General features: G+C 65.8%; 23 protein-coding genes, 1 tRNA gene and 1 pseudogene. 13 read left to right on the top strand and 12 right to left on the bottom strand.

Going from position 1 to position 25,169, the window contains the following annotated elements:
- Positions 1–32: 32 nt before the first annotated feature.
- A complete protein-coding gene (locus tag AC3WLY_RS27420; RefSeq protein WP_175961296.1) occupies positions 33–1,121 on the top strand; it encodes a porin in 1,089 nt (362 codons plus the stop codon).
- A gap of 126 nt (positions 1,122–1,247) precedes the next feature.
- Here AC3WLY_RS27420 and AC3WLY_RS27415 read toward each other — a convergent pair whose 3' ends face one another.
- Entirely contained in the window at positions 1,248–1,622 is a 375-nt protein-coding gene (locus AC3WLY_RS27415; RefSeq protein ID WP_175961196.1) for a hypothetical protein, read from the bottom strand.
- A gap of 327 nt (positions 1,623–1,949) precedes the next feature.
- On the opposite strand from AC3WLY_RS27415, the gene AC3WLY_RS27410 reads away from it, so the two are divergent.
- The 5 genes from AC3WLY_RS27410 to AC3WLY_RS27390 all read left to right on the top strand — a co-directional run bounded on the left by AC3WLY_RS27410 (position 1,950) and on the right by AC3WLY_RS27390 (position 9,636).
- Positions 1,950–2,873 (top strand): LysR family transcriptional regulator, encoded by a 924-nt coding sequence (locus AC3WLY_RS27410; protein ID WP_492309289.1) that lies wholly within the window; start codon positions 1,950–1,952, stop codon positions 2,871–2,873.
- 22 nt (positions 2,874–2,895) lie between these two features.
- Entirely contained in the window at positions 2,896–3,570 is a 675-nt protein-coding gene (locus AC3WLY_RS27405) for a response regulator transcription factor (RefSeq protein WP_175961198.1), read from the top strand.
- A gap of 157 nt (positions 3,571–3,727) precedes the next feature.
- Positions 3,728–6,982, top strand: coding sequence for an efflux RND transporter permease subunit (locus AC3WLY_RS27400; protein WP_492309290.1), 3,255 nt, complete (start codon positions 3,728–3,730; stop codon positions 6,980–6,982).
- Positions 6,972–8,177, top strand: a complete 1,206-nt coding sequence (locus tag AC3WLY_RS27395; protein WP_492309291.1) for an efflux RND transporter periplasmic adaptor subunit — start codon at positions 6,972–6,974, stop codon at positions 8,175–8,177. The genes AC3WLY_RS27400 and AC3WLY_RS27395 overlap by 11 nt, the downstream gene beginning before the upstream one ends.
- Positions 8,170–9,636, top strand: a complete 1,467-nt coding sequence (locus tag AC3WLY_RS27390) for an efflux transporter outer membrane subunit (protein ID WP_492309292.1) — start codon at positions 8,170–8,172, stop codon at positions 9,634–9,636. Before AC3WLY_RS27395 ends, AC3WLY_RS27390 begins: the two co-directional genes overlap by 8 nt.
- A gap of 87 nt (positions 9,637–9,723) precedes the next feature.
- Here AC3WLY_RS27390 and AC3WLY_RS27385 read toward each other — a convergent pair whose 3' ends face one another.
- Positions 9,724–10,899 carry a porin gene (locus tag AC3WLY_RS27385; protein WP_492309293.1) on the bottom strand — a complete coding sequence of 392 codons (1,176 nt, stop codon included), beginning with the start codon at positions 10,897–10,899 and terminating at the stop codon, positions 9,724–9,726.
- 327 nt (positions 10,900–11,226) lie between these two features.
- On the opposite strand from AC3WLY_RS27385, the gene AC3WLY_RS27380 reads away from it, so the two are divergent.
- Entirely contained in the window at positions 11,227–11,499 is a 273-nt protein-coding gene (locus tag AC3WLY_RS27380; RefSeq protein WP_492309294.1) for a DUF4148 domain-containing protein, read from the top strand.
- A gap of 93 nt (positions 11,500–11,592) precedes the next feature.
- Positions 11,593–11,748: a hypothetical protein gene (locus tag AC3WLY_RS27375; protein ID WP_175961210.1), complete on the top strand. Its 156-nt coding sequence runs from the start codon at positions 11,593–11,595 to the stop codon at positions 11,746–11,748.
- Positions 11,749–11,822: 74 nt separating this feature from the next.
- Here the strand turns inward: AC3WLY_RS27375 and AC3WLY_RS27370 are convergent, their stop codons facing one another.
- The 4 genes from AC3WLY_RS27370 to AC3WLY_RS27355 form a co-directional block, all read right to left on the bottom strand.
- Complete coding sequence (locus tag AC3WLY_RS27370) at positions 11,823–12,506, bottom strand: winged helix-turn-helix domain-containing protein (protein ID WP_310141696.1); 684 nt, start codon at positions 12,504–12,506, stop codon at positions 11,823–11,825.
- A 58-nt stretch (positions 12,507–12,564) separates the two neighbouring features.
- The gene (locus tag AC3WLY_RS27365; protein ID WP_492309323.1) at positions 12,565–13,896 is read right to left on the bottom strand and encodes an ATP-binding protein; all 1,332 of its coding nucleotides are present in this window, start codon (positions 13,894–13,896) and stop codon (positions 12,565–12,567) included.
- A 79-nt stretch (positions 13,897–13,975) separates the two neighbouring features.
- The gene (locus AC3WLY_RS27360) at positions 13,976–14,653 is read right to left on the bottom strand and encodes a response regulator transcription factor (RefSeq protein ID WP_244137309.1); all 678 of its coding nucleotides are present in this window, start codon (positions 14,651–14,653) and stop codon (positions 13,976–13,978) included.
- Between the two features lie 356 nt (positions 14,654–15,009).
- Positions 15,010–15,219, bottom strand: coding sequence for a hypothetical protein (locus tag AC3WLY_RS27355; RefSeq protein ID WP_175961216.1), 210 nt, complete (start codon positions 15,217–15,219; stop codon positions 15,010–15,012).
- 276 nt (positions 15,220–15,495) lie between these two features.
- Between AC3WLY_RS27355 and AC3WLY_RS27350 the strand changes: the two genes are divergently transcribed.
- Positions 15,496–15,801, top strand: coding sequence for a DUF4148 domain-containing protein (locus AC3WLY_RS27350; protein WP_175961217.1), 306 nt, complete (start codon positions 15,496–15,498; stop codon positions 15,799–15,801).
- 581 nt (positions 15,802–16,382) lie between these two features.
- Here the strand turns inward: AC3WLY_RS27350 and AC3WLY_RS27345 are convergent.
- Together AC3WLY_RS27345 and AC3WLY_RS27340 are read right to left on the bottom strand one after the other, a co-directional pair.
- Positions 16,383–16,476: transfer RNA gene (locus AC3WLY_RS27345), tRNA-Ser, on the bottom strand.
- A 113-nt stretch (positions 16,477–16,589) separates the two neighbouring features.
- Complete coding sequence (locus AC3WLY_RS27340; RefSeq protein ID WP_034184693.1) at positions 16,590–17,840, bottom strand: aspartate kinase; 1,251 nt, start codon at positions 17,838–17,840, stop codon at positions 16,590–16,592.
- Between AC3WLY_RS27340 and AC3WLY_RS27335 the strand changes: the two are divergent.
- Positions 17,823–18,060 (top strand): annotated as a pseudogene (locus AC3WLY_RS27335) (hypothetical protein); the annotation flags it as partial. The gene AC3WLY_RS27340 and the pseudogene AC3WLY_RS27335 overlap by 18 nt on opposite strands.
- A 123-nt stretch (positions 18,061–18,183) precedes the next feature.
- On the opposite strand, the gene tilS reads toward AC3WLY_RS27335, so the two are convergent.
- From tilS to cysS, 4 genes are all read right to left on the bottom strand, one after another.
- The gene (tilS, locus tag AC3WLY_RS27330) at positions 18,184–19,602 is read right to left on the bottom strand and encodes a tRNA lysidine(34) synthetase TilS (RefSeq protein ID WP_492309324.1); all 1,419 of its coding nucleotides are present in this window, start codon (positions 19,600–19,602) and stop codon (positions 18,184–18,186) included.
- A 46-nt stretch (positions 19,603–19,648) separates the two neighbouring features.
- On the bottom strand, positions 19,649–20,620 hold the full coding sequence (locus AC3WLY_RS27325; protein WP_006478433.1) for an acetyl-CoA carboxylase carboxyltransferase subunit alpha: 972 nt from the start codon (positions 20,618–20,620) through the stop codon (positions 19,649–19,651).
- A gap of 103 nt (positions 20,621–20,723) precedes the next feature.
- On the bottom strand, positions 20,724–21,548 hold the full coding sequence (locus AC3WLY_RS27320) for a DNA-3-methyladenine glycosylase family protein (protein ID WP_492309295.1): 825 nt from the start codon (positions 21,546–21,548) through the stop codon (positions 20,724–20,726).
- Between the two features lie 43 nt (positions 21,549–21,591).
- Positions 21,592–22,989, bottom strand: coding sequence for a cysteine--tRNA ligase (gene cysS / locus AC3WLY_RS27315; RefSeq protein WP_492309296.1), 1,398 nt, complete (start codon positions 22,987–22,989; stop codon positions 21,592–21,594).
- Positions 22,990–23,223: 234 nt separating this feature from the next.
- Between cysS and AC3WLY_RS27310 the strand changes: the two genes are divergently transcribed.
- The 3 genes from AC3WLY_RS27310 (at position 23,224) to AC3WLY_RS27300 (ending at position 25,150) form a co-directional block, all read left to right on the top strand.
- Positions 23,224–23,949 (top strand): tetratricopeptide repeat protein, encoded by a 726-nt coding sequence (locus tag AC3WLY_RS27310; protein ID WP_175961220.1) that lies wholly within the window; start codon positions 23,224–23,226, stop codon positions 23,947–23,949.
- 39 nt (positions 23,950–23,988) lie between these two features.
- A complete protein-coding gene (locus AC3WLY_RS27305) occupies positions 23,989–24,570 on the top strand; it encodes a peptidylprolyl isomerase (protein ID WP_175961221.1) in 582 nt (193 codons plus the stop codon).
- Positions 24,571–24,658: 88 nt separating this feature from the next.
- Positions 24,659–25,150 carry a peptidylprolyl isomerase gene (locus AC3WLY_RS27300; RefSeq protein WP_006478428.1) on the top strand — a complete coding sequence of 164 codons (492 nt, stop codon included), beginning with the start codon at positions 24,659–24,661 and terminating at the stop codon, positions 25,148–25,150.
- Positions 25,151–25,169 lie beyond the last annotated feature (19 nt).

The raw sequence follows: 25,169 nt of genomic DNA, 5'->3' as shown, positions 1-25,169 counted from the left end.
CATCCATGAATAAAACGTCGGGGCTGCTTCGCATGACTTGCGCGCTCGCCTGCTGCGGCCTGTTCTCCCATGCGCATGCGCAAAGCAGCGTCACGCTATACGGCATCATCGACACCGGGATCGACTTCGCGTCGAACGTCGGCGACCAGCACCTGTGGCAGATGGCGAGCGGTGTCAGCGCCGGCAGCCGCTGGGGGCTGCGCGGCAGGGAAGATCTGGGTGGAGGGCTCGCCGCGATCTTCGATCTCGAAAGTGGTTTCGACTCCACGAACGGCGGGCTCGGCAGCGGCCTCGCGTTCTCCCGCAACGCCTACGTCGGGCTGTCGAGCGAGCGCATGGGCACGCTGACGCTCGGCCGCCAGTGGGATCCGATCGTCGACCTGATCGAGCCGTATTCGCTGAACAGCTATTACGGCGGCTGGTATTTCTCGCACCCGAACGACATGGACAACCTCGACAACGGCTTCGCGGTCAGCAATGCCGTGAAATACACGAGCCCGACGATCGCCGGCTTCACCGGCGAGGGGCTCTACTCGTTCGGCGGCCAGCCCGGCCGTTTTTCCGACAACTCGGCCTACAGCGTGGCCGTTGCGTACACGAACGGGCCATTTTCGGCAGGCGTCGGCTATCTGCGCGTCAACGATCCGGAGCAGGCCGTGCAGAGCTACCAGAACGGGAGCGGATACACGAACGCCGTATACGGCAACTATCTCGAGAACGCGCGCAGCCAGAACATCTTCGCGGCGGGCGCGTCGTACCAGCTCGGCGAGGTCAAGCTGATGGGCAACTTAACCGACGTCGATTTCCGGCAAGGCGACGACGAGCAGGACGTGAAATTCCAGAACTACGAGCTTGCCGGCACGCTTGCCGCCACGAGCCAGCTCAATGTCGGCCTCGGCTATACCTACACGACCGGCCGCGACCATGCAACCGGCCAGAAACCCAGATACCGGCAACTTAACGCGAGCGCCGAGTACGAGCTGTCGAAGCGCACGGCCATCTATGCGCTCGCCGCGCTGCAGATGGCGTCGGGCGGGGCCGTCGCGCAGGTCGCGGGCTTCGATCCGTCGTCGAACGGCCGTCAAGCCGTCGGTCGGATCGGGCTGCGTCATACCTTCTAGACGACCGTGCGTCGAGGCCGGCTTCCCGTGTTCCGGAAGCCGGCCCCGACATCGCATCGATCGATACGCCGCCCGCCCGTGACGCCGTCACGTGACGAGAGCCGCGCGATTGCCAAACACCCCGTCTCAGTTCGGCAGGCTGATCACCTGCTGTTCGTCTTCGAGCAGTTGCGTCAGCGACCCATGCAGGCGCTCGAGGCTCCGCGGCGGCAGCGCGAAGCTGGCCCAGCCGAGCCCCGTATGCCGCAGCAGCAACACCGCGCCGCCGTACAGCGGGTGACGCTCCGCATACCAGCACGGATCCATTTCCGTCACGAACTGCTGCGCGCGCGGCGGCATCTCGGGTACCGCGGGCTGCATCGACGCACGCAGCAGGCTCAGATACTGGATGACCGCATCGACATCCTCCGGATCGAGCACCGCGGCACCACGTTCGATCGACACCAGCACCACCGGCTTGCCGTGCTCCTGGATCATCTTGATACTCAGCGGCTGCGTCATTTCTGGTTCCTTGTAGCTACTTGTATCGCCGTATTATCGACAGCCGTGCCACGCGCTCACCTGAAGATTTGGTGTCGCTTCATGAAGTTTTTTTTAGGCGACGAACCGCACCGCGAAGCCGCTCGCCGTGCGCCTGTGTAGCACACGCCCCCTCCCCGTCCGCCGCTTCCTTAAACGAAATTTCATCCATCCCGCGTCGTTTTTTAAGCGTCCGGGGCAGCCCCGCATCCCATAATCGACTCGCTACCTTGCCGGCACACGTAGCAGGACGCCCCGATCGATCACCGTCGGCGCGTGCCTCCGGTCAATTCCATCCTTCCGCAGACCATGAATCAACTGCAAGCGATGCGCGTATTCACGCGCGTAGTCGAATTGTCGAGTTTCAATCTCGCCGCGCGCCAGCTCGGGATGTCGGCCGCCGCGGTCACGCGCAGTGTCGGCATGCTCGAAGCACACCTGAACATGCGCCTGTTGAACAGGACGACCCGCAGCCTGTCCCTTACCGAGACCGGCCGCGAATATCTCGACGGTTGCCGCACGATCATCGAGAAGCTCGACGAGATCGAGTCGAACCTCGTGCAGGCTACCCGCGACCCGCGCGGCACGCTGCGGATCGCCGCGTCGGCGACCTCGATCGCAGCCGGCCTCGGCATCCTGCTGTCGACGTATCGCGCCGGGCATCCGCGCGTCCGGTTCGACGTGACCACGTTCGACACGCACGTCGACATGGTTGAAGGCGGCTACGACATCTGCTTCTGCGACGATCGCCGCCTCATCAACGCGACCTTCGTATCGCGGGCGCTGATGCGCGTGCGCGACGTGGTCGTCGCATCGCCCGAGTACCTCGCCCGCCACGGCACGCCGAACGACCCCGTCGAGCTCAACGAGCACAGCCTGCTGACCGTGTCGAACGGCACGGCCCGCAGCTGGGAATTCTCGGATGTCGACGGCTCCTACCGCGTCTATACCGGCAACGCGCTGGCGTCGACCGGCAGCATGATGGTGCGGATCGCGGCACTCAACCACATGGGCATCACGCAATTGCCGCATCCGCTCGTCGCCGACGATCTCGCGCGCGGCACGCTGCTGCCGCTGCTCGAATGTTACGAAGTGAACGGCGGTCCGCGCTGCGTGTCGATGCTTTACCCCAGCCGCAACTATCTGTCGACGAAAGCACGCAGCTTCATCGACTACGTGGTCGACCACTATCGCGCGCTCGAGCGCGACCCCGCGCAGCTTTCCGCCGCCTGATGCCGCCCGGGCCGCTCCATCGATGACACACATCCTGACGATCGAAGACGATCCGCTGATCGCGGATCACATCACGCACACGCTGCGTGCCGCCGGCCACCAGGTGGACGTCGCACGCACCGGCCGTGACGGCATGGCCAAGGCGATGAGCGCCGATTACGACGTCGTCACGCTCGACCGCATGCTGCCGGATCTCGACGGTCTCACGATTCTCGCAACGATGCGTGGCATCGGCCTCGACACGCCGGTGCTCGTGATGAGCGCAATGTCCGATGTCGACCAGCGCATCCAGGGGTTGCGCGCGGGGGGCGACGACTACCTCGTCAAGCCATTCTCGCTCGACGAGATGTGCGCACGCATCGACGTGCTGATTCGCCGACGGCCGCGCGGCCCGCAGGTCGAGACGGTGCTGCGCGCGGGCGAGCTCGAACTCGACCTGGTGCGGCGACGCGTCACGCTCGGCGGGCGCGAGCTCGCGCTGCTGCCGACCGAATGGCGCGTGCTCGAATTCATGATGCGCCATGCCGGGCGCGTGCTCACGCGCACGATGATCTTCGAGGCCGTCTGGGGTTGCCGCTTCGATCCGGGCACGAACCTGATCGACGTGCACGTGGGCCGCCTGCGGAAGAAGGTGAACCGGCCCGGCGCAGCGCCGCTGATCCGCACGATACGCGGCTCAGGCTACATGCTCGGCTGAATCGGGCCGCCGCAGCCTAAAACTTTATTCATTTTTTTAGCGACCGGCTGTTAGGGGCCGCTCCGCAGAATGCGGTCATCGGCTGCGCATCGGTGTTTTCCCGAGGCCGCGCGCATCCGGCTCTTCTTCACGACGCTTTTGAACGGAGCAGCACCTCATGCTGAAAATTGTCCGGCTCGCGCTCACCCGGCCCTATACCTTCGTGGTGCTGGCGCTGCTGATCCTGATCGCAGGTCCGCTCGCGGCAGTGCGCACGCCCATCGACATCTTCCCGGATATCCGCATTCCGGTGATCAGCGTCGTCTGGAACTATGCAGGCCTGCAGCCGGACGACATGTCCGGCCGGATCGTCACGTACTACGAGCGCACGCTCGGCACCACGGTCAACGACGTTCAACACATCGAATCACAATCGTTCCGCGGCTACGGCATCGTGAAGATCTTTTTCCAGCCGACCGTCGACATCCGCACGGCCACCGCGCAGGTCACGTCGATCTCGCAGACCGTGCTCAAGCAGATGCCGCCCGGCACCACGCCGCCACAGATCCTCAACTACAACGCGTCGACCGTGCCCGTGCTGCAGATCGCGCTGACCAGCAACACGCTTGACGAACAGAAGCTGGAGGATTACGCCGTCAACTTCATTCGCCCGCAGTTGCTGTCGGTGCCTGGCGTCGCGATTCCGACGCCATACGGCGGCAAGGCGCGCGAGGTGCAGATCGACCTCGATCCGCAGGCGCTGCAGTCAAAGGGGCTGTCGGCGCAGGATGTCGCGCACGCGCTCGCACAGCAGAACCAGATCATCCCGGCCGGCACGCAGAAGATCGGCCGTTTCGAATACAACATCAAGCTCAACAACAGCCCGCTCGCGCTCGACGCGCTGAACGACCTGCCGATCAAGTCGGTCAACGGCACGACGATTTATATCCACGACGTAGCACATGTGCGCGACGGCTTCCCGCCGCAGAGCAACATCGTGCGCGTGGACGGTCGCCGCGCGGTGCTGATGAGCATCCTCAAGAACGGTTCGGCGTCGACGCTCGACATCATCGCAGGTGTAAAGGCGAAACTGCCTCTGGTCGAACAGACCCTGCCGCCCGGCCTGACGCTCGTCACGATGGGTGACCAGTCGACCTTCGTGAAGGGCGCCGTCAGCGGTGTGGCTCGCGAGGGTATCATCGCCGCCGCGTTGACGTCGCTGATGATCCTGCTGTTCCTCGGTTCGTGGCGCTCGACGCTTATCATCGCTGCATCGATTCCGCTCGCCGTGCTCTGCGCGATCGCGCTGCTCGCAGCCACCGGGGAGACGCTCAACGTGATGACGCTCGGCGGCCTCGCGCTCGCGGTCGGGATCCTCGTCGACGACGCGACGGTAACGATCGAGAACGTGAACTGGCACCTCGAACAGGGCAAGGACACGCGTACGGCGATCGTCGACGGCGCAAAGCAGATCGTGATGCCGGCACTGGTGTCGCTGATGTGCATCTGCATCGTGTTCGTGCCTATGCTGATGCTCGACGGCATCTCGCGCTTTCTGTTCGTGCCGATGGCCAAGGCCGTGATCTTCTCGATGATGTCGTCGTTCGTGCTGTCGCGCACCTTCGTGCCGATGCTCGCGCAATACCTGCTCAAGCCGCACGCGTCGGCGGGCCACGCATCGGGCGAGCTGGCGGCGATCATGGATCCGCACTCGAGCCGGACCGGCGCACACGACGTTTCGTCGTCGCGCAATCCGCTGGTACGCTTCCAGCGCGCATTCGAGCGCCGCTTCGATGCCGTGCGCACCGCATACCGGATCCTGCTGGGCCTCGCGCTCACGCGCCGCAAACCGTTCGTCACGGCATTCCTGTGCGTGGTGGCCGCATCGTTCATGCTCGTGCCGTGGCTGGGCCGCAACTTCTTCCCGGCCATCGACTCGGGCGAGATCTCGCTGCACGTGCGCGCGCCGGTCGGCACGCGCGTCGAGGAAACCGCCGGCGAATTCGACCGGATCGAGAACACGATCCGCGGCGCGATTCCGCCCGCGCAATTGCGTGAAGTGATCGACAACATCGGCCTGCCAAACAGCGGGATCAACCTGACCTACAACAATAGCGGCACGCTCGGGCCGCAGGACGGCGACATCCTGATCTCGCTGTCGCGCGATCACGCGCCGACCGCGGATTACGTGCGCAAGCTGCGCGAACTCCTGCCTCGCGCCTATCCGGGCACCACCTTCTCATTCCTGCCGGCCGACATCGTCAGCCAGATCCTCAACTTCGGCGCACCGGCCCCGGTCGACCTGCAGGTGGCCGGCCCCAACCAGCAGGCGAATCTCGCTTATGCGCACGAGCTGTACCGCAAGCTGCGCCTGATCGCCGGCGTCGCCGACCCGCGTATCCAGCAAGCCAGCACCTACCCGCAGTTCACGGTAGCGGTCGACCGCACGCGCGCCGACCAGCTCGGCATCACCGAGCAGGACGTGACGAACTCGGTGGTCGCGACTCTGGCCGGCACCAGCCAAGTGGATCCGACCTACTGGCTCAATCCCCGCAACGGCGTGTCCTATCCGATCGTCGCGCAGACGCCGCAGTACAAGATGACCACGCTGTCGGCGCTGCAGAACCTGCCGGTCACAGGCGACAGCGGCCAGTCGCAACTGCTGGGCGGTCTGGCCACGATCACCCGCGGCGTCGGCAACGCGGTGGTGTCGCACTACAACATCGAGCCGCTGTTCGACATCTACGCGACCACCCAGGGGCGCGACCTCGGCGCGGTCGCGGCCGACATCGACGACATCGTCAAGGCCTCTGCGAAGGACCTGCCCAAGGGCTCGACCATCACGCTGCGCGGCCAGGTGCAGACCATGAACGGCGCGTTCGCCGGCCTGCTGCTCGGCCTCGTCGGCGCGATCGCGCTGATCTATCTGCTGATCGTCGTGAACTTCCATTCGTGGGCCGACGCATTCGTGATCATCTCGGCGCTGCCGGCGGCACTGGCCGGCATCGTCTGGATGCTGTTCACCACGCACACGCCGCTGTCGGTGCCGGCGCTGACCGGCGCGATCCTGTGCATGGGTGTGGCTACCGCGAACTCGATCCTCGTCGTCAGTTTCGCGCGCGAGCGCCTGGCCGAAACCGGCAACGCGCTCGCGTCCGCGCTCGAAGCCGGTTTCACGCGTTTCCGCCCGGTGCTGATGACGGCGCTCGCGATGATCATCGGCATGGCGCCGATGGCGCTCGGCCTCGGCGACGGCGGCGAGCAGAACGCGCCGCTCGGCCGCGCCGTGATCGGCGGCCTCGCGTGCGCGACGATCGCGACGCTGTTCTTCGTTCCCGTCCTGTTCAGCCTCGTGCATCGGCGCGATGCGCTGAAGCACGACGCTTCCCGCGCTTCTTCCCCTTCCGCGTCCGGAGCTTCCCATGTCCACTGAGATCGATATCAAATCGCCGAAACGGCTGCCCAACCTCAAGCTCGTCGCCACGATCGCCGCGCTGATCGCGGTCGGCATCGTGACGACCGGCATCGTCGGCCGCGCGCACGCGAAACAGGAAATGACCACGTGGTCCGCCGAACAGGCCGTGCCGACCGTGGTCGCGTATACGCCGTCGACCGGCGCCGACGGCGCCACGCTGGTGCTGCCGGGCCACCTGTCCGCGTTCGAAAGCGCGCCGATCCACGCGCAGGTGTCGGGCTACCTGCATGCGTGGTACACCGATATCGGCGCGCACGTGAAGTCCGGCCAACTGCTCGGGCTGATCGACACGCCCGAGCTCGACCAGCAGCTGCAGCAGGCGCGCGCCGACCTGCAGAGTTCGCTCGCGAACGAGAAGCTGGCCGCGTCCACGGCCGCGCGCTGGACCAAGATGCTCGCGCAGGATTCGGTATCGCAGCAGGAAACCGACGAGAAGACCAGCGACCTCGCCGCCAAGCAGGCGATCGTCGCGGCCAACGAGGCCAACGTGCGGCGCCTCGACGCGCTGGAGGCGTTCAAGCGCATCGTCGCGCCGTTCGACGGCGTCGTCACCGCGCGCAAGACCGATATCGGCCAGCTGATCTCGGCCGGCGGCGGCACGGGCCCCGAGCTGTTCGCCGTGTCCGACGTGCACCAGATGCGCGTGTACGTGAGCGTGCCGCAGAACGAGGCCGCCGCGATCCGCCCCGGCATGACGGCCACGCTGACCGTTCCCGAGCATCCGGGCGAGACCTTCCATGCGACGCTCTCGAACACCGACGACTCGATCGCCGATTCGACCGGCACGCTGCTCGTTCAGCTGATGGTCGACAACCGCGACGGCAAGCTGATTCCGGGCGAATACACCGAGGTGCATTTCGCGCTGCCGGCCGGCAGCAGCCACGTGCTGACGATTCCGGCCAGCTCGCTGATCTTCCGTCAGGCCGGCCTGCAGGTCGCCGTGGTCGGCAAGGGCAATCGCGCCGTGTTCAAGCCCGTGACGGTCGCGACCGACCTCGGCACGCACGTGCAGATCGCGACCGGCCTCGCGCCGGACGACCGCGTGATCGACAACCCGCCGGACTCGCTGTCCGCGGGCGACCCGGTCAGGCTCGCGGTACCGGCCCGTACCGTCGCGTCGACTGCGCACGACACGGAGCGCACGAATGGCTAACCGGCTTCGGCTCTGCGCGATGCTCGCCGGCATCGCTTTCCTCTCCGCGTGCTCGTTCGCGCCTGCCTATCACGCGCCGCACACCGCGTTACCGGCCCGCTTCAAGGAAGCGGGCGGCTGGCAGGCCGCGAAGCCGGCCGACCGCATCGCGCGCAACGGCTGGTGGAAGGCGTTCCGCGATCCCGTGCTCGACCGGCTCGAACTGCAGGTGGCCGCGGCCAACCCCGATGTGGCCGCCGCAGTGGCCCGCCACGATGAAGCGGCCGCGCTGTTCGATCAGGCGCGCTCCGGGCTGTTCCCGACCATCGGCCTCGGCACGCAGGTCTCGAGCAACCGGCAATCGGCCACGCGGCCGCTGCGCGGCTCGAACCAGCCGAATGTCTACGGCGACAACACGCTCGATGCCGGCTTCGACTACGACTTCGACCTGTGGGGGAAGATCCGCAACGAAGTCGCGGCCGGGCGCGCCGACGCGCAGGCCAGCGCTGACGATCTCGCGTCGGTGCGGCTGAGCCTGCAGGCCAGCCTCGCGAACGCGTACTTCAATCTGCGCGGGCTCGACCAGCAGCAACAACTGCTGGCCGACACGATCGACACCTACCAGCGCGCGCTACAGCTGACGATGAGCCGGCACGCGGGCGGCATCGCCTCCGATCTCGATGTCTCGCGCGCGCAGACGCAGCTCGATTCGGCCCGCGCGTCGGCCGAGGACGTGCGCGCGCGGCGCGCGCTCTTCGAGCATGTGGTCGCGACGCTCACGGGCGTGCCGGCGTCGTCGTTCTCTCTGACGCCCGACCTGAGCGTTGCGTATCTGCCGACGATCCCGGCCGGCATTCCAGCCACGCTGCTGCAGCGGCGCCCCGACATCGCGGCCGCGGAGCGGCGCATGGCGGCGGCCAACGCGAAGATCGGCGTGGTGCGCGCGGCGTTCTTCCCCGACATCACGCTCGGGCTGATCGGCGGGTACCAAAGCTCGGGGCTCGGCCACTGGCTCAGCGCACCGAATGAGATCTGGTCGCTCGGGCCGAGCCTTGCGCTAACGCTGTTCGACGGCGGCCGCCGTCAGGCGCTCACCGACGAAGCGCACGCGAAGCTTGCCGAGAATGGCGCAAAGTATCGCGCGGTAGTGCTCGCCGCATGCCAGCAGGTGGAGGACAACCTCGCGCTCACGCATCACCTCGGCGACGAAGCCGAACGCGAGCAGGAAGCGCTCGACGCTGCCGAGCGCACGCTGCAGTTGTCGATGTCGCGCTATCGGGACGGCGTCGTCAGCTATCTGGATGTGGTGACCGCGCAAACCACCGAGCTCAATACGAAGGTCGCGATGCTGGAACTGGACACGCGCCGGCAACTGGCGGCGGTGGGATTGATCGCCGCGCTGGGCGGCGGGTGGTCGACGGATGAAACCGCGCCGGGAGCGCAAGCGCCAGCTGCGGTGCCGGCCCGTTCCACGACCTGAATCCCTCGCGACACGCGGATGATGTGTCGCGTTTCAAGGCACCCGTCGAGACGACGGGTGCCGTTTTTTTTACACGGTTCCGGCCGCTCAGAACTTGTGACGAATGCCGGCCGCGACCACGGCCTGGCGGTCGTTGCCCGACGCGGCAAGGTTGAAGATTCCCGCATTGCCGAGCACCGCGACGCCGTCCGCGCCCGTCACGCGCTGGTACACACCCTCGAGATAGAGATCGGTGCGGCGCGACAGCGCGTAGTCGGCCTGCAGCATGAACTGGTTCCACTTCGGCGCGATGCTGCGGCCCGCATCGTCGAAGCGGCCCTGCGTGAACGTATAGGAGCCGCCCAGCGAGAAGGCCGGCGTGACGAAATAGCGCGCATTCAGTTCGTAGTTGCTGAAGGTCAGCAACTGGCCGTTCACACGGCCGTACGCGCCGCCCTGCGACAGTTCGCGCGGGTCGTTCAGGATCGTTCTGGTGTAGACGAAGCCGATCGCGGCATGGTCGAACGCATAGTGCGCGCCGGCGCCGAACGTGCGCCAGCGGCCGCCGGCCAGCATCGAATCGCCATCCGAGCTACTCAGCGACCCGCCGGTGTTCTGCGGCGCGTCGACACCGCCCGGCTGGTTCGACTGCAGGTACGCGACCGCGAGGTCGACCGGGCCGTTCGCATACTGCGCGCCCACGCTGTATGCGTTGTTGTTGCTGAATCCGCCACCCTGGTTGCTGAAGCCATAGGCACCGCCAAAAGTGAAGCCGCCGTAGTCCGCACTGCGAAACTTCACCGCGTTGTTCATCCGCGTGTCGTTGGCAAGGTTGTCGTTGTCGTACGGGTGATCGGCGATGTTGCCGCCGAATCCCGAGCCCGTCGCCGACAGCGGCGCGACGAAATCGACCAGGAAATCGTACTGGCGGCCAAGCGTCACCGTGCCCCATTGACGGCTCGCGAGACCGACCCACGCCTGGCGGCCGAACTCGTCGCCGCCGTTGCCGAACTTGCCGTTCGCGACGTTGAAGCCATTTTCGAGGGTGAACACGGCAGCCAGGCCGCCGCCGAGATCCTCGTTGCCGCGCAGCCCCCAGCGCGACGTGCTGACGTTGCCGCTCTGGACGCCGTAAGCCGGGCCCGCGCCGGCCGACGATTTCTGGTTGCTGATGTAGTCCAGGCCTGCGTCGATCGTGCCGTACAGCGTGACGCTGCTCTGTGCATGGGCCGTGCTCGCAAGCAGGCACGCGATCGCCGCCGGGATTGCCAGATATTTCTTCATGATGGTTTCGATAGAGTGGATCGGTCTTCTCGCATCGCCGGCCAGTGCGGGATGGCCCGGTCCGTCCGCAATGCGATGGCGCACAATTTAGGCAGCGGACATGACATCGCCGTTATCAAAACGGCCCGAAAAATGAAACCTTCTTCATGTTCGCGATGCGACGGTTTCATGTCCGCGCGGAAGCCCCGCCGGCGCATGAATTTCTTTTCACGTTGCGTACGCCGATCCGCTAGCCCACCTCCTCTATGCTTGTCCTCAACCCGATGCGCGACATCGACACACCGCGCCGGGGGATGAACCCACTCAATTTTCATGAGGACTCCGAATATGAAAGCCACCAGCATCGTTGCCGCCGCCATACTTGCCGCAACCGGCTCACTATGTATTCCCGCGTTTGCGCAGACCAGCAGCCAGCCGGTGCGGATGTCCCCGGCCGCCACCAAGGACGGCGTGCCCGGCGCACTGGCCGCCGGCCAGTGGGTGGCGCCATACGGTCAGCCTATTCACGAGAAAACGCGTGCCGAGGTCTACGCCGAGCTCGTGCATGCCGAACAGGACGGTCAGCTCAAGTACCTGAACTCCACGCTCTATGCGCATTGATGCGCGCTGCCGTGCGGCCGGGCGCGGTGTCGGGCTTACGCCATCCGCGCGATTCGCGGCAACGCCCCTGTTACATCGAATCACTCGCCAGTCATGAAGCTGCGTCTCTTGTTCGCCCGTCCAGTCCGCCTCGCCCTCGTCGCGATCGCCGCGGGCGTCATGCTGTCAGGTTGTGCCGCCGCGCAGCCCGACGGCCCCGGCGATTGCGTCGGCCCCGCCGATTTCTGCGTGCCGTTCTTCGGCTCGTAAACGCACGGCGGGCGCGCCGCCGTCGGCAGTGCGCCCGTCATGTCCATCGTGCAGTGCAAACCGCATCTGTGCGGTCATGCGTCCGGCAGCGTCACCTGGTAGCCGTAGCGGCTCACGGTATCGATCCTCACGCCGGGCAGATGCCGAGCAAGCTTGCGACGCAACCGCGACACCACGAGATTGACGCTCGATGGGTCGACGTCCTCCTTGTCCTGCCAAACGTAACGGATCAGCTGGTCGCGCGGCACCGGCGCGTTCGGACGGCGCATCAGGCATTCGAGCAGCAGGTATTCGCGGCGGGTCACGGCCAGACGCAGCTTGCCGTCCTTGAGTTCGCGCACGAGCGTCTCGAGCGAGGACGCCGCCGTGACCAAGCCTTTCGCGCCGCGCGACGCGGCGAATCGCTGCAACGCCTGCAGGCGCTCGTGCAACTCGATGAACGAGTACGGCGCGCCGAAGCATGCGTCGGCGCCCGCATGCAGCACACGGATGCGCTCGCGTGCCGACGCCTGGCCGATCAGCACCACCAGCGCTGCGCCGCCGCCGTCGGCAACGAAACGCGGCAACGTCGCGATCAGCTCGGCATCGCTGCCGGGCTCGAAGGCCGTCGCAACGATCGCGTCGAACGCCTCCTGCGACGCGAGAAACAGGCCGTCGCGCAGATCGTCGGCGCGCTGCAGGCTGTGGCCGCTCTCCTGCAGCGCCTTGTGCAGCCACGACGCTTCAGGATGCGGCGAAGTCACCAGCAGGACGCGCATCGTCAACGGGCCTCGCGGTGGATAACCGCACACACGGACAGGCACATCCGGACAGCCGTCATGCCAGCGACCTCGGCCAGCATTCGATCGTCACGCGCGTGCCGGGCTCCGCATCGCCGATGCGCAGCGTGAAGTCGTGCACGTTGACGACCGCCGACACGATGCTCAGGCCGAGACCGGTCCCGGCGAGATGCCCGGTACGGCGACTGCGGTAGCGATGCTGCAGCACGGCCTCACGTTCTTCGGCCGCGATGCCCGGGCCGTTGTCGACCACGTCGATGCGCGGACCGAACGGTGTGTCATGAAGCTCCAGACGCACGATATCGCCCGACGTCGTGTACTTGAGCGCATTGTCGAGCAGGTTGGTGAGCGCCTCGAACAGCAGCGCACGATCGCCGTGGATCCGCACGACGGGCTCGACGAGCACCACGAACCGGATCGAGCAACTGTCGGCGAGCGGCTCGAACAGTTGCCCGACATCCATGACGAGATCCTCCAGCGCCACCTCCGCGAACCCGCCGCGCCGCTGCAGCGAACCGATTTCGGCAATGCGCAGCATCGCGCGAAAGCGGCTGAGCAGCATGTCGGTCTCGTTGCGCGCACGCGCGACGAGGCTCGCCAGCGCGGCATCGTCGAGGCCGTCCGCCCGTTCCGCCGCGTGCGCGAGCAGCGTGTGCACGTGCGCAAGCGGCGTGCGCAGGTCGTGCGCAATACCGTCGCAGACGCCCTTCACCTCGTTCATCAGGCGTTCGACTTCCGCGAGCATGTGATTGACGAGATGAGACAGCAGGTCGATCTCGTCGTGCCCGCCGATCGGCAGCCGCTGCCCGAGGTCGCCCTGCGCGATGCGCTGCGTGATGCGCCGGACTTCCTTCAAGCGCCGCATCTGCCGTACGCTGAGGATCAAGCCGCCGACGACGCCCGCGCCGAGGCATAACAGCCCGCCGCCGACGAGCGCCTGGATGATCGCCGCGCGAATCCTCAGGATGTGCGTGAGGTCGCGCCCGAGCACGAGAATGTCGCCGTTCGCGCGCCGCTCCGCCATCGTGCGGACGACCGGCGACACCTGATCGCCCGCGATCGTCATCGTGTGATCGAGGGTCACGCCGTCGCGATCGGAGCGAATGCCGTCGGGCAGCGCCAGCACGTCGCCGGCAATATGCTTGCCGTCGGCGGTGAACAGCCCATAGTAGTTGGTATGCATCCGCTCGCGCTCGATCCGCTGGTGAATGGCGACAGGTAGCTGACTGTCCTGGATCGAGTCGAAGTAGATCATCTGCCAGTCGATCACCACATCGGTTTCGCGCTCCATGTCGTGCGTGATTACCGATGCGATGAAGCCGAGCAGCAGCATGACCGAGACGGAAAACGTCACGGCATAGACGGACACGAGCCGAAACGTGCTGGAGTACCAGCGCCGCTTCGGCGCCGGCTGGGCGTGATGCGTAGAGGACGTCAAGGTAGCGGACTCAGCCAAGAATGTAACCGGCACCGCGTACTGTCTGGATCATCTGTTTCGCGTCGGGCGGATCGATCTTCTTGCGCAGCCGGCCCATGTGCACTTCGATCAGATTCGTACCGGGATCGAAGTGATAGCCCCATACGACCTCGAACAGCATCGTGCGCGTGATGGTCTGTCCGGCATTGCGCATCATGTATTCGAGCACGCGGTACTCGGTCGGCAACAACGCGATCTCCTCGCCGTCGCGAAACACCTTGCGCGAGATCAGGTCGAGCCTGAGCGGCCCGACGGTCAGCGTCGTGTCGAACTGCGCCGGCGCGGTCTGGCTCCGGCGCAGCAGCACTTCGAGGCGCGCGGCCATTTCCTCGGAATCGAACGGTTTGGTCAGATAGTCGTCGCCGCCCGCGCGCAGGCCGCGAACCCGTTCGTCGACATCGCCGAGCGCACTCAGCATCAGCACCGGGGTGCGCACGCCGACGCTGCGCATCGTGGTCAGGATCGTGAGGCCGTCGACGACCGGCAGCATCCGGTCAAGCGTGATCACGTCGAATTCGTTGCCGAGCGCGCGCGCCATGCCGTCGCGTCCGTTTGCCACCCATTCGACCGTGAAACCGCGGCCTGTCAGCTCCCTTACGATTTCATTCGCGGTAATTTCGTCGTCTTCGATCGTGAGTACGTGCGCCATGGCAGCACCGTTCTTGGTCGGTCTATTAGGCAGGGCCGGCCTATTGCCCGGGGAAACTGATAATGCCATATACGATTCTCGTCTTCAGCGAAGGGGGCATGCGCGTCGACACCCGACGTCCCGACACGCACGGATGGAGACTACACGCGCGCGCGTAAATCGTGCGCGTCGACTTCATGAAGAAAATTTCATATACCGCGACATCGCGACCCGGCCGTTGCCAGCTCGTGCCCGCGCGCGATGCCACCGGGTGCCGCGAGGAGGCCCGCACCAGGAACGTCGCAGCGCAATGCCGCACCGCTCCCGGCAATCAGGCGCAACAGGATGCCGCGATCGGGGCGGCTCGATGCATGCGGTCAGCCGCGTAGCCGCTCTCCGTCCGGTTTGCCGACGCGCTGCGACGCGACGCGATGTGCGACGTCCTCCGCACGATGCAGGCGCTCGACCTTTGTATGCGCGAGCGTCACGTCGGCAACCGCGAGCCCCGTTCCTTGCACCTTTGCGAACGCCAGCACCGGCGAGCACACCAGTGCGACGAGCGTCGCGATCCTCACGGTCGTTTTCATTGCATTCCCCCATGCGGACTGCGCCATGCGCAGCGTCGATTGATCATCCGCTCGACGATACGCCCGCGCCGCTAGCCGTTCGGCAGCGCGCCAATGAAGGTTTCTTTAAGGTCCGATTCACGCGATGAAGCGGGTTTCGACGGGAGCCGCCCCGCATAAAACTTGTTTCATCTTCGAGCTGCGGTTTCGATAGTCCGCTGCACCTAACCTTCGTCGTGCAGCCGACGCTGGCATCCCACCGTACGGCCCGTTCCCAACGCTTCCCAGGAGTCGAAGATGAATCATCCCGCCAGTTACCTCGCCTGTGCCGCCCTGCTCGTGCTGAGCGTCGCCGCGCACGCCGCGCCGAAGCTCACGTCCGCGCAATGCAACGATTATCCGTTCGTGCACGCAAAAGGCCCGGTTTCCCATCAGCAGCTGATCAACGAGCTGAACGAGCTGGAGTCCGTCGGCTACAACCCGTCGTCTGGCGACGAGAGCAGCTATCCGGACGATATCGACTCGGCGCAGGCGCGCCTGATGCAGAAGTATCAGAAGGATTGCGCGAACGCAGCCAAGACGGTCGCGTCGAACGGCAACTGAAACGCTAGCGGCAACCGATTTCCGAGTTTGCGCGCGTGCCTCGCGGCCGCGCGTTTTTTTTATTCACCCGGACGGGTCAGCCGAAATCGGGATAGGGGCGGTCAGTCAATCTGACCGATCCCCTCCCACACCACCCGGCATGCGGGTCCGCACCGGGCGGTTCGAGCAGTTGAGGTCATGAGAGTCGAGGCACGCCGAGACGGTCGAAGTAGGCAATCGGCATCGCTCGGTTACCACCGTCGCCCTTTCAGGCATGAGGCGAGATCTCCCCAGGTAAGAACGCACTCCTTCGCTGCACAACCGCCGGATTTACGCCACTTCGCCTTGATCACAAGAGCTTCGCGGCTCTTTGCCCGCTCGCCCTGCTCGGCAGCGCCTTCTATCCGATTCTTGTCCATCGGCTCGCAGCTTACGCCCCACGCTTCCTCCCCACGCTCGGTCACCCTCACGCAGTTGCGCTTCGCTTCATTCGCTGTGATCAACTCATGGCGAGACTTTCACTCGCAGGAGTGCGCCCATGCTGGGCGCACAAAGAAAAAGCCCCGCAAGTCCGAGAACTTGCGGGGCTTTGTCACCGCTTTTGGCGGAGACGGAGGGATTCGAACCCTCGATCCAGGTTTTGGCCCAGATGCTCCCTTAGCAGGGGAGTGCCTTCGACCTCTCGGCCACGTCTCCCAAACTTTCGCTCGCACCAGGGAGGCAGTGCGACGAGAACGAGATAATATAGGGTTTCGAACCGCGCGTCAATTTCCGTGATGCATTTTCGTCAACGCATCACGAAAATTTCATCATGCCTGGTCGAGTTCGAATGCCTTGTGCAGCGCGCGGACGGCCAGTTCCATGTATTTCTCGTCGATCAGTACCGAAATCTTGATTTCGGACGTCGAGATCATCTGGATGTTGATGCCCTCTTCCGACAGCGTGCGGAACATCTTGCTCGCGACGCCCACGTGCGAACGCATGCCGACGCCGACGACCGACACCTTCGACACCTTCGGGTCGCCCTGCACCTGCTCGGCGTTCACATGGCCCTTCACCTGGTTGGTGAGGATGTCCATCGCCTTCTGGTAGTCGCCACGGCCGACCGTGAACGTGAAGTCGGTTTTGCCTTCGACGCTCTGGTTCTGGATGATCATGTCGACGTCGACGTTCGCATCGGCGACCGGGCCGAGGATCTGATACGCGATGCCCGGCTTGTCGGGCACGCCCATCACAGCAATGCGTGCTTCGTCGCGCTGGAACGCGATGCCGGAAATGACTGCCTTTTCCATGGTCTCGTCTTCTTCAAAAGTAATCAGGGTGCCCGAGCGCATTTCTTCGTCGAGCGCAATCAGCGGATCGGTCAGGCTCGACAGCACGCGCGTCTTCACCTGGTATTTGCCGGCGAATTCGACCGAGCGGATCTGCAGGACCTTCGAGCCGAGGCTGGCCATTTCCAGCATCTCCTCGAACGTCACGCGATCGAGGCGTCGCGCCTCTTCGACAACACGCGGATCGGTCGTGTAGACGCCGTCGACGTCCGTGTAGATCAGGCACTCTTCGGCATCCAGCGCAGCCGCGACCGCCACCGCCGACGTGTCCGAGCCGCCACGGCCCAGCGTCGTGATGTGGCCGTCCGGATCGACGCCCTGGAAGCCCGTGATGATCACGACCTTGCCGGCGTTCAGATCGGCCTTCACGCGCTCGTCGTCGATCGAGTGGATGCGCGCTTTCGTGAACGCGCTGTCGGTCTTGATCGGTACCTGCCAGCCGGCGTAGCTCACGGCCTCGACGCCGATTTCCTGCAGCGCGATCGACAGCAGGCCGACGCTGACCTGCTCGCCGGTCGACGCGATCATGTCGAGCTCACGCGGGCTCGGCTGGCTCGAAATCTCTTTCGCAAGACCGAGCAGACGGTTGGTTTCGCCGGACATCGCCGAAGGCACGACCACCATCTGGTGCCCGGCCTGATGCCATTTTGCGACGCGTTTCGCGACGTTCTTGATGCGCTCGACCGAGCCCATCGAAGTGCCGCCGTATTTGTGTACGATGAGTGCCATTGTCGTTCTGAACTGGAGGAGAGACCGCACGGGCGCGCTGGGCAGGCCGCGTTGCCGTTCGGTCACGCGGCTTGTGGCTGTGGACGGACGACGAGGGGGACGGCTGGGACGCAACACGCAAGCGTGACGGATTTTGCCCGGAAGGCCGATCAGGCCGCGCAAACCGGGTACGTCACGCGGGAAACCTGCACAAATCGCTCAAAAATCGAGCCGAGCAAACGTCCGAGCGTACCCGATAGAAGCCCGCTTGACAAGCCGCTCGCCGTGTCCACGGCCGTTCCGGCGCTGTTTACCAAATGGTGAAAATGGGCGCGCCATCACGCCGCCGGAAGCCCGCCCGCCGTTACGCAATCAGCAGGTCGGGACGCCATTCGATCCGGCGCCATGCGCCGCCGGACGGCCCGTTGTCGAACAACTCGCCATCGCGGTTCACGCCAAGCCGCGGCACGTAGATCAGCCGGTCGCCCGCGAACAGCAGCGGCACGTCGCGCTGCCATGCCGGCACGCCGCGCTCCTGGAACAGGTTCTTCAGCGTCCGGCCCGGGCCGCCCGGCGACGTGCGCATCCGCTCGCCGCCCGCCCGGGCGCGCGCGGCGAGCGGCGCGGCGCGCAGCAGCGCCTCCGGCACCGCGCCGGCGCTTCCCGCGTCGGCCGGCGCGAACACGAACGTGCCGCGCCATCCCGGCAGGTGCCAGACTTCCTGCCCGTCCCACGCGAGCGCCGATTCCGGGTGCGGCGTGCCGGTGCCGTCGTCGGCCGGTTCGGCGCTGTCGCCCGCTTCCCAGTAGACGACGTCGCGATAGAGCCGCAGGCACTGCCCCGCGTGATCGACGCGCAGCGCATGCGCGTCGTGCGCGGTGCGCAACTGCCGCATCATGTTGGCGAGCCGGGCGGCGGACGCACCCGGCAAACCGAGCCGGCGCATCCAGAAGCGCAGCAGGTTCGCGCCGCGCGTGTCGTCGAACGCGACCAGCGACTCGCGCGACAGCGCCCGCCCGTCATCGCGCGCGGCGACGGCGAAATCCAGTTCGGCCAGATCGTCGAGCAGCCGCTGCGCGGCGGCCGCATGCTGGGCCGCGCGACCGAGCGCGTCGCGAAAGCCCGGGAAATGCACGGCCAGTGCCGGCAGCACATCGATGCGCAGCGCATTGCGCGCGTAGCGCGTGTCGCTGTTCGATTCGTCGTCGATCCATTCGAGTTCGTGCTGCGTCGCATAGCGCTCGAGTTGCGCGCGCAACAATCGCAGCAATGGGCGCACGCGCTCGACGCTCGCGCCGTCGGGACGGTAGCGCGGCGCCATGGCGGCGAGCCCCGCGATCCCTGCGCCGCGCAGCAATTGCAGCAGCACCGTCTCGGCCTGGTCGTCCGCATGCTGCGCGAGCCACAGCGCGGCCGCGCCATGGCGTTCGCACATCGCGTCGAGCGCGGCATAACGACGCTCGCGCGCGGTCGCCTCGATACCGAGGCCGCTGTCGCGCGGCACGTCGACGCGCATCGATTCGAATTCGACGCCGAGCCGCGCCGCTGCCGCCTCGGCATGCGCGACCCACGCGTCGGCGTTCGCGCTCAGGCCGTGATGCACGTGCAGCGCGACGCAGCGCGACGCGCCCGCGACACGCACGGCCGCGTCGAGCAGCACCGTCGAATCGAGGCCGCCGCTGTAGGCGATCGCGATGCGTGCATCGGACGGCATGCCGGAAAGCGCAACGCCGACCGCGTCGAGTACGACGCGGTCGGCGGAGAATTCGGTCGGTGGGATCACGAGAGGGACGCGCACGCAGCGGCGCGCGTATCGAGCACGCAGCCGGTCATGCGCCCGGCGTGGTTTCCTTGAACTTGCCGTAGGCCATCAGGCGCTCGAAGCGGCGCTCGCGCAGCGCATCGATGCTCATGCCCTGGAACTGGCGCAACGAATCGGCGAGCGCGCGGCGCAGCAGCGCAGCCATGCCCTTCGGATCGCGATGCGCGCCGCCAAGCGGCTCGTTGATGATCTTGTCGATCAGGCCGAGCGCCTTCAGGCGGTGCGCGGTCAGGCCCAGCGCTTCCGCGGCTTCCGGCGCCTTCGCGGCGCTCTTCCACAGGATCGACGCGCAGCCTTCCGGTGAGATCACCGAGTAGGTCGAGAACTGCAGCATCATCACGGTGTCGGCCACGGCGATCGCGAGCGCGCCGCCCGAACCGCCCTCGCCGATCACCGTCGTGATGATCGGCGTCTTCAGCTCGGCCATCACGTACAGGTTGCGGCCGATCGCTTCCGACTGGCCGCGCTCTTCCGCGCCGATGCCCGGATACGCGCCCGGCGTGTCGACGAACGTGAAGATCGGCAGCCCGAACTTCTCGGCGAGACGCATCAGGCGTTCGGCCTTGCGATAGCCTTCCGGACGCGGCATCCCGAAGTTGCGCGCGGCGCGCTCCTTCGTGTCGCGGCCCTTCTGGTGACCGATCACCATGCACGGATGGCCTCCGAAGCGCGCGAGACCGCCGACGATCGACAGATCGTCCGCGAATGCGCGGTCGCCGTGCAGCTCGTGAAAATCGGTAAACAGTTCCGCAACGTAATCGAGCGTGTACGGACGCTGCGGGTGCCGCGCGATCTGCGAAACCTGCCACGGCGACAGGTTCGCGTAGAGGTCCTTCGTCAGTTGCTGGCTTTTCTTCGACAGCCGCTCGATTTCTTCCGAAATATCGACAGCCGAGTCATCCTGCACGAATCGCAGTTCTTCGATCTTGGCCTCGAGTTCGGCGATCGGCTGTTCGAAATCCAGAAACGTGGTCTTCATGTGTTCGAATCCTTGGGTCTTGCGGCAGCGCGTATTCTACCCGCGCGGGCGACGCTCAAAACCGGTTCTCAACTATTGATGTTTAAAACCCGATAGCTAACAGTCAGGCGTCGGTGTCGGGTGCATCGAGGCTGCGCCACATGTACCAGGTCGCCACGGTGCGCCACGGCTCCCAGTTGGCCGCGACCTCACGCGCCTCGCTACGCGTGACGGGTTCCCCGCTGAAGTAATTGACGCTGATCGCGCGGATCAGGCCCGGGTCGTCGAGCGGCAGCACATCCGGCCGCGACAGGTTGAAGATCAGGAACATCTCGGCCGTCCAGCGGCTGATGCCGCGGATCTGCGTGAGTTCCGCGATCACGTCCTCGTCGTCCATCGACGTCCATTTGTCGACGTGCAGCGCGCCCGACACGAAATGCTGCGCGAGATCGAGGATGTATTCGGTCTTGCGCTTCGACAACCCGCAAGCGATCAGCTTGTCCGCGCCGAGCCGGATCACCGGCTGCGGGGCGAGTTTCGGACAGGCGTCCTCGATATGCGCCCACAGCGACTGCGCGGACGGCACCGAAATCTGCTGGCCGACGACCGAGCGCGCGAGCGTGACGAACGGGTCGCCGCGCTTTACGAGATGCGCGGGACCGAACTTCGGGATCAGTTTCTTCAGGATCCGGTCGCGCTTGACGAGGTCGGCGCATGCCTTGTCCCAGTATGCAGGACGCACGACAACCTCCTCGCCGTCCGCTTCGGACACACGCGTCTTGCGGGCCGCGTCGGCGGCCGGCAGCACAGCCGCCGGCTGCGCATGACCGTTGAGCGCGCCGTTCGGCGCGGCGCGCGTCGCGTCCGCCTTCGACGGCACGCGCTTGGCTGCCGGACGCGCGGCGACCGGGGTCGCGCGCCTGACCGGCGCTTTTCTGGCCGTTGCCATCCTGCCTCCTACCTGACGGATCGGTCAGTGGAACGCACCGCGCTCATACGCGACGCCATTCGGTCGATCCGCCCGGTTTGTCTTCAAGTGCGATGCCGGCCTCGAGCAGTTCTGCCCGAATCCGGTCCGCTTCGGCATAGTCCTTCGCCTGCTTCGCCGCGACGCGCGCGGCGATCTTCGCTTCGATCTCGTCGGCGGCGAGCGCGCCCGCCTGCGCGGCGCCGGACGCCTGCTGCAGGAACGCGCGCGGTTCGCGGCCCAGCAGGCCGAGCAGGCCTGCCAGTTGTTTCAGTTGCCGCGCGAGCGCCGCGTCGCGCGTGCGATTCACCTCGCCCGCCAGCTCGAACAGCGTTGCCACCGCGACGGGCGTGTTGAAGTCGTCGTTCATCGCGGCCGCGAAACGCTGCGCATGCGGCTCGTTCCAGTCGAGCGCGAGCGTGTCGGCCTCGACATCCTTCAGTGCGGTATAGAGACGCGTGAGCGACGCGCGCGCATCGTCGAGATGCACGTCGCTGTAGTTCAGCGGCGACCGGTAGTGCGTGCGCACGATGAAGAAGCGCACGACTTCGGCGTCGTACCGCTCGAGCACTTCGCGGATCGTGAAGAAGTTGCCGAGCGATTTCGACATCTTCTCGTTGTCGACCTGCACGAAGCCGTTGTGCATCCAGTAGTTGACGAACGTCTGGCCGGTTGCGCCTTCGCTCTGCGCGATCTCGTTCTCGTGGTGCGGGAATTGCAGATCCTGCCCGCCGCCATGGATGTCGAAATGATCGCCAAGCAGCGTGCAGCCCATCGCCGAGCACTCGATGTGCCAGCCCGGGCGGCCCATCCCGTACTTCGACGCCCACGACGCGCCTTCCGGATCTTCCGGCTTCGCGCGCTTCCACAGCACGAAATCGAGCGGATCTTCCTTCGCGTCGTTCGCGGCGACGCGCTCGCCTGCGCGAAGATCGTCGAGCGACTTGCCCGACAGCTTCCCGTAGTTCGCGAACTTGCGCACCGAGTAATTGACGTCGCCGTCGGTCGCCTGGTATGCGTAACCGTTCGTCTCGAGCGTCTCGATCATGCCGAGCATCTGCGGAATGAATTGCGTCGCACGCGGCTCGATGTCGGGCCGCTGGATGCCGAGCGCGCCTTCATCCTCGTGCATCGCGCCGATGAACCGGTCGGTCAGCGACTTGATCGTCTCGCCGTTCTCGACCGCGCGGCGGATGATCTTGTCGTCGATGTCGGTAATGTTGCGCACATACGTGACCCGGTAGCCGATCGCACGCAGCCAGCGCTGGACGAGGTCGAACACGACCAGCATGCGCGCGTGGCCCACGTGACAATAGTCGTAGACGGTGATTCCGCATACGTACATCCGCACTTCGCCGGGCTGGCGCGGCACGAAAACTTGCTTGTCACGCGCGAGCGTGTTGTAGATGCGCAGTGATTCCATAGAGATGAACCGTGAGCCGAAGGAAACCGCCCTGGCGAAGCTCGCCCAGCATGCGAAGCGGACGGACCATCTGCTGCGGCGCCAGGCCGAGCGTCCTCGCTATCACATGGGGCGGTCAGGCTGCAAGCACAGCGGTGACGGCCACGAGAGGCTAAGAAAGACTGCCTGCGGCTCGCCGGAACGCGCAGACGTTTTGTTAGAATGGCTCGGAGTATAACATTCCGATTTACGCCTATGAAACCTCATCGCGGCCGCGCGCCGAGCGCTGCGACCCTCGTTGCGACCACCGTCATGGGCGTCGCGCTGACGCTGTTCGCGGCCCCCGCGGCGCATGCGCAGAAAGCCCCGGCCACCGCCGACGGCACCCCCGAAATCGACGCGTCGATCGCCGGCAAGCAGTGGAAGCAGGCGCTCGCGCAGCTCGACGCGCGCATCGCGTCGAACCCGCGCGACGTGCAGGCGCAGTTCAAGCGCGGCACCGTGCTGGCCCGCCTGAACCGCGACGACGATGCGATCCAGCAGTTCGTCGCGATCACGCAGGCGTACCCCGAACTGCCCGAGCCGTACAACAACCTCGCGGCGCTCTACGCGAAGCATGGCCGCTACGACGAAGCGCGCACCGCGCTCGTCACGGCGACGCAATCGAACCCGAGCTACTCGCTCGCGTACGAGAACCTCGGCGACCTGTACCTGCGCCTCGCGGCCGAATCGTACAAGCGTGCGCAATCGCTCGGCCGCACGAGCGGCGCGACCGCACAGCGCCTCGCCGACCTGCAGAAGATCGTGTCGCCGCCGAAGGTCGCACCGAATGCCCGCGCGGTCGCGCCGTCCACGCGCGACTACTCCGACCGCGCAGCCGCGAACGTGAGCACCACCACGCTGCCGATGTCGCCGACGTTCCAGTTCAGCGGTCCGTCGGGCGCACTGGCGGCACCGTATGTCGCGCCGCCGTCGCAATAAGCGGCGCGGCCCCCTTTCCCTCCCAACCTGAGGATCGCAATGAAACGTCTGTTGCTGGCGCTTGGCGGCGCCGCCCTTCTCGCGACCGCGACCGCGCCCGCTTTCGCGCAAACGGCCACCGCGCACCCGGTCGTGCAGCTCAAGACCTCGCAGGGCGACATCCGTGTCGAGCTCTACCCGGAGAAGGCGCCGAAGTCGGTCGCCAACTTCCTCGATTACGTGAAGGCCGGCCAGTACAACGGCACGATCTTCCATCGCGTGATCAAGGGCTTCATGATCCAAGGCGGCGGCTACAAGACCAGCTTCGAAGAGAAGCCGACCCGCGCGCCGATTCCGCTGGAGAGCCGCAATGGTCTGAAGAACCTGACGGGCACGATCGCGATGGCACGCACGAGCGATCCGAACTCGGCCACCGCGCAGTTCTTCATCAACACGGTCGACAACAGCGGCCTCGACTACCCGAACCCGGACGGCAACGGCTATGCGGTGTTCGGCAAGGTCGTGTCGGGCCTCGACGTCGTGAAGAAGATCGAAGGCGTGGCGACGACCTCGCGCGGCCCGATGCAGGACGTGCCCGCGCAACCGGTCGTGATCGAATCGGCCAGCATCGTCTCGAAGTAAGAACCTGCCGGCACGTCCGGCGACTCACGCGGCCGCGTCGCACGACCGGCCGCGTGCCATTTAAACCGCCTCATCGAAGGAATTCATCATGGTTGAACTGCATACGAACCACGGCGTGATCAAGCTCGAGCTCGACGCCGCGAAGGCACCGAAGACGGTCGAGAACTTCCTGAACTACGTGAAGAAGGGCCACTACGACGGCACCGTGTTCCATCGCGTGATCAACGGCTTCATGATCCAGGGCGGCGGCTTCGAGCCGGGCCTGAAGCAGAAGCCGACCGACGCGCCGATCGACAACGAAGCGAACAACGGCCTGAAGAACGACAACTACACGGTCGCGATGGCGCGCACGAACGATCCCCACTCGGCGACCGCCCAGTTCTTCATCAACGTGAACGACAACGACTTCCTGAACCACTCGTCGCCGACGCCGCAAGGCTGGGGCTACGCGGTGTTCGGCAAGGTCGTCGAAGGCCAGGACGTGGTCGACAAGATCAAGGGCGTCAAGACGGGCAACGCCGGTTTCCACCAGGACGTGCCGACCGACGACGTCGTGATCGAGAAGGCCGTCGTGGTCTGACGCACGGTAACGGAGGCAC

The sequence above is a fragment of the Burkholderia sp. FW306-1C-G01B genome (assembly GCF_058781685.1).
Note: the sequence above shows the minus strand (reverse complement) of the source record. Positions and strands in the feature narration are given on the sequence as shown.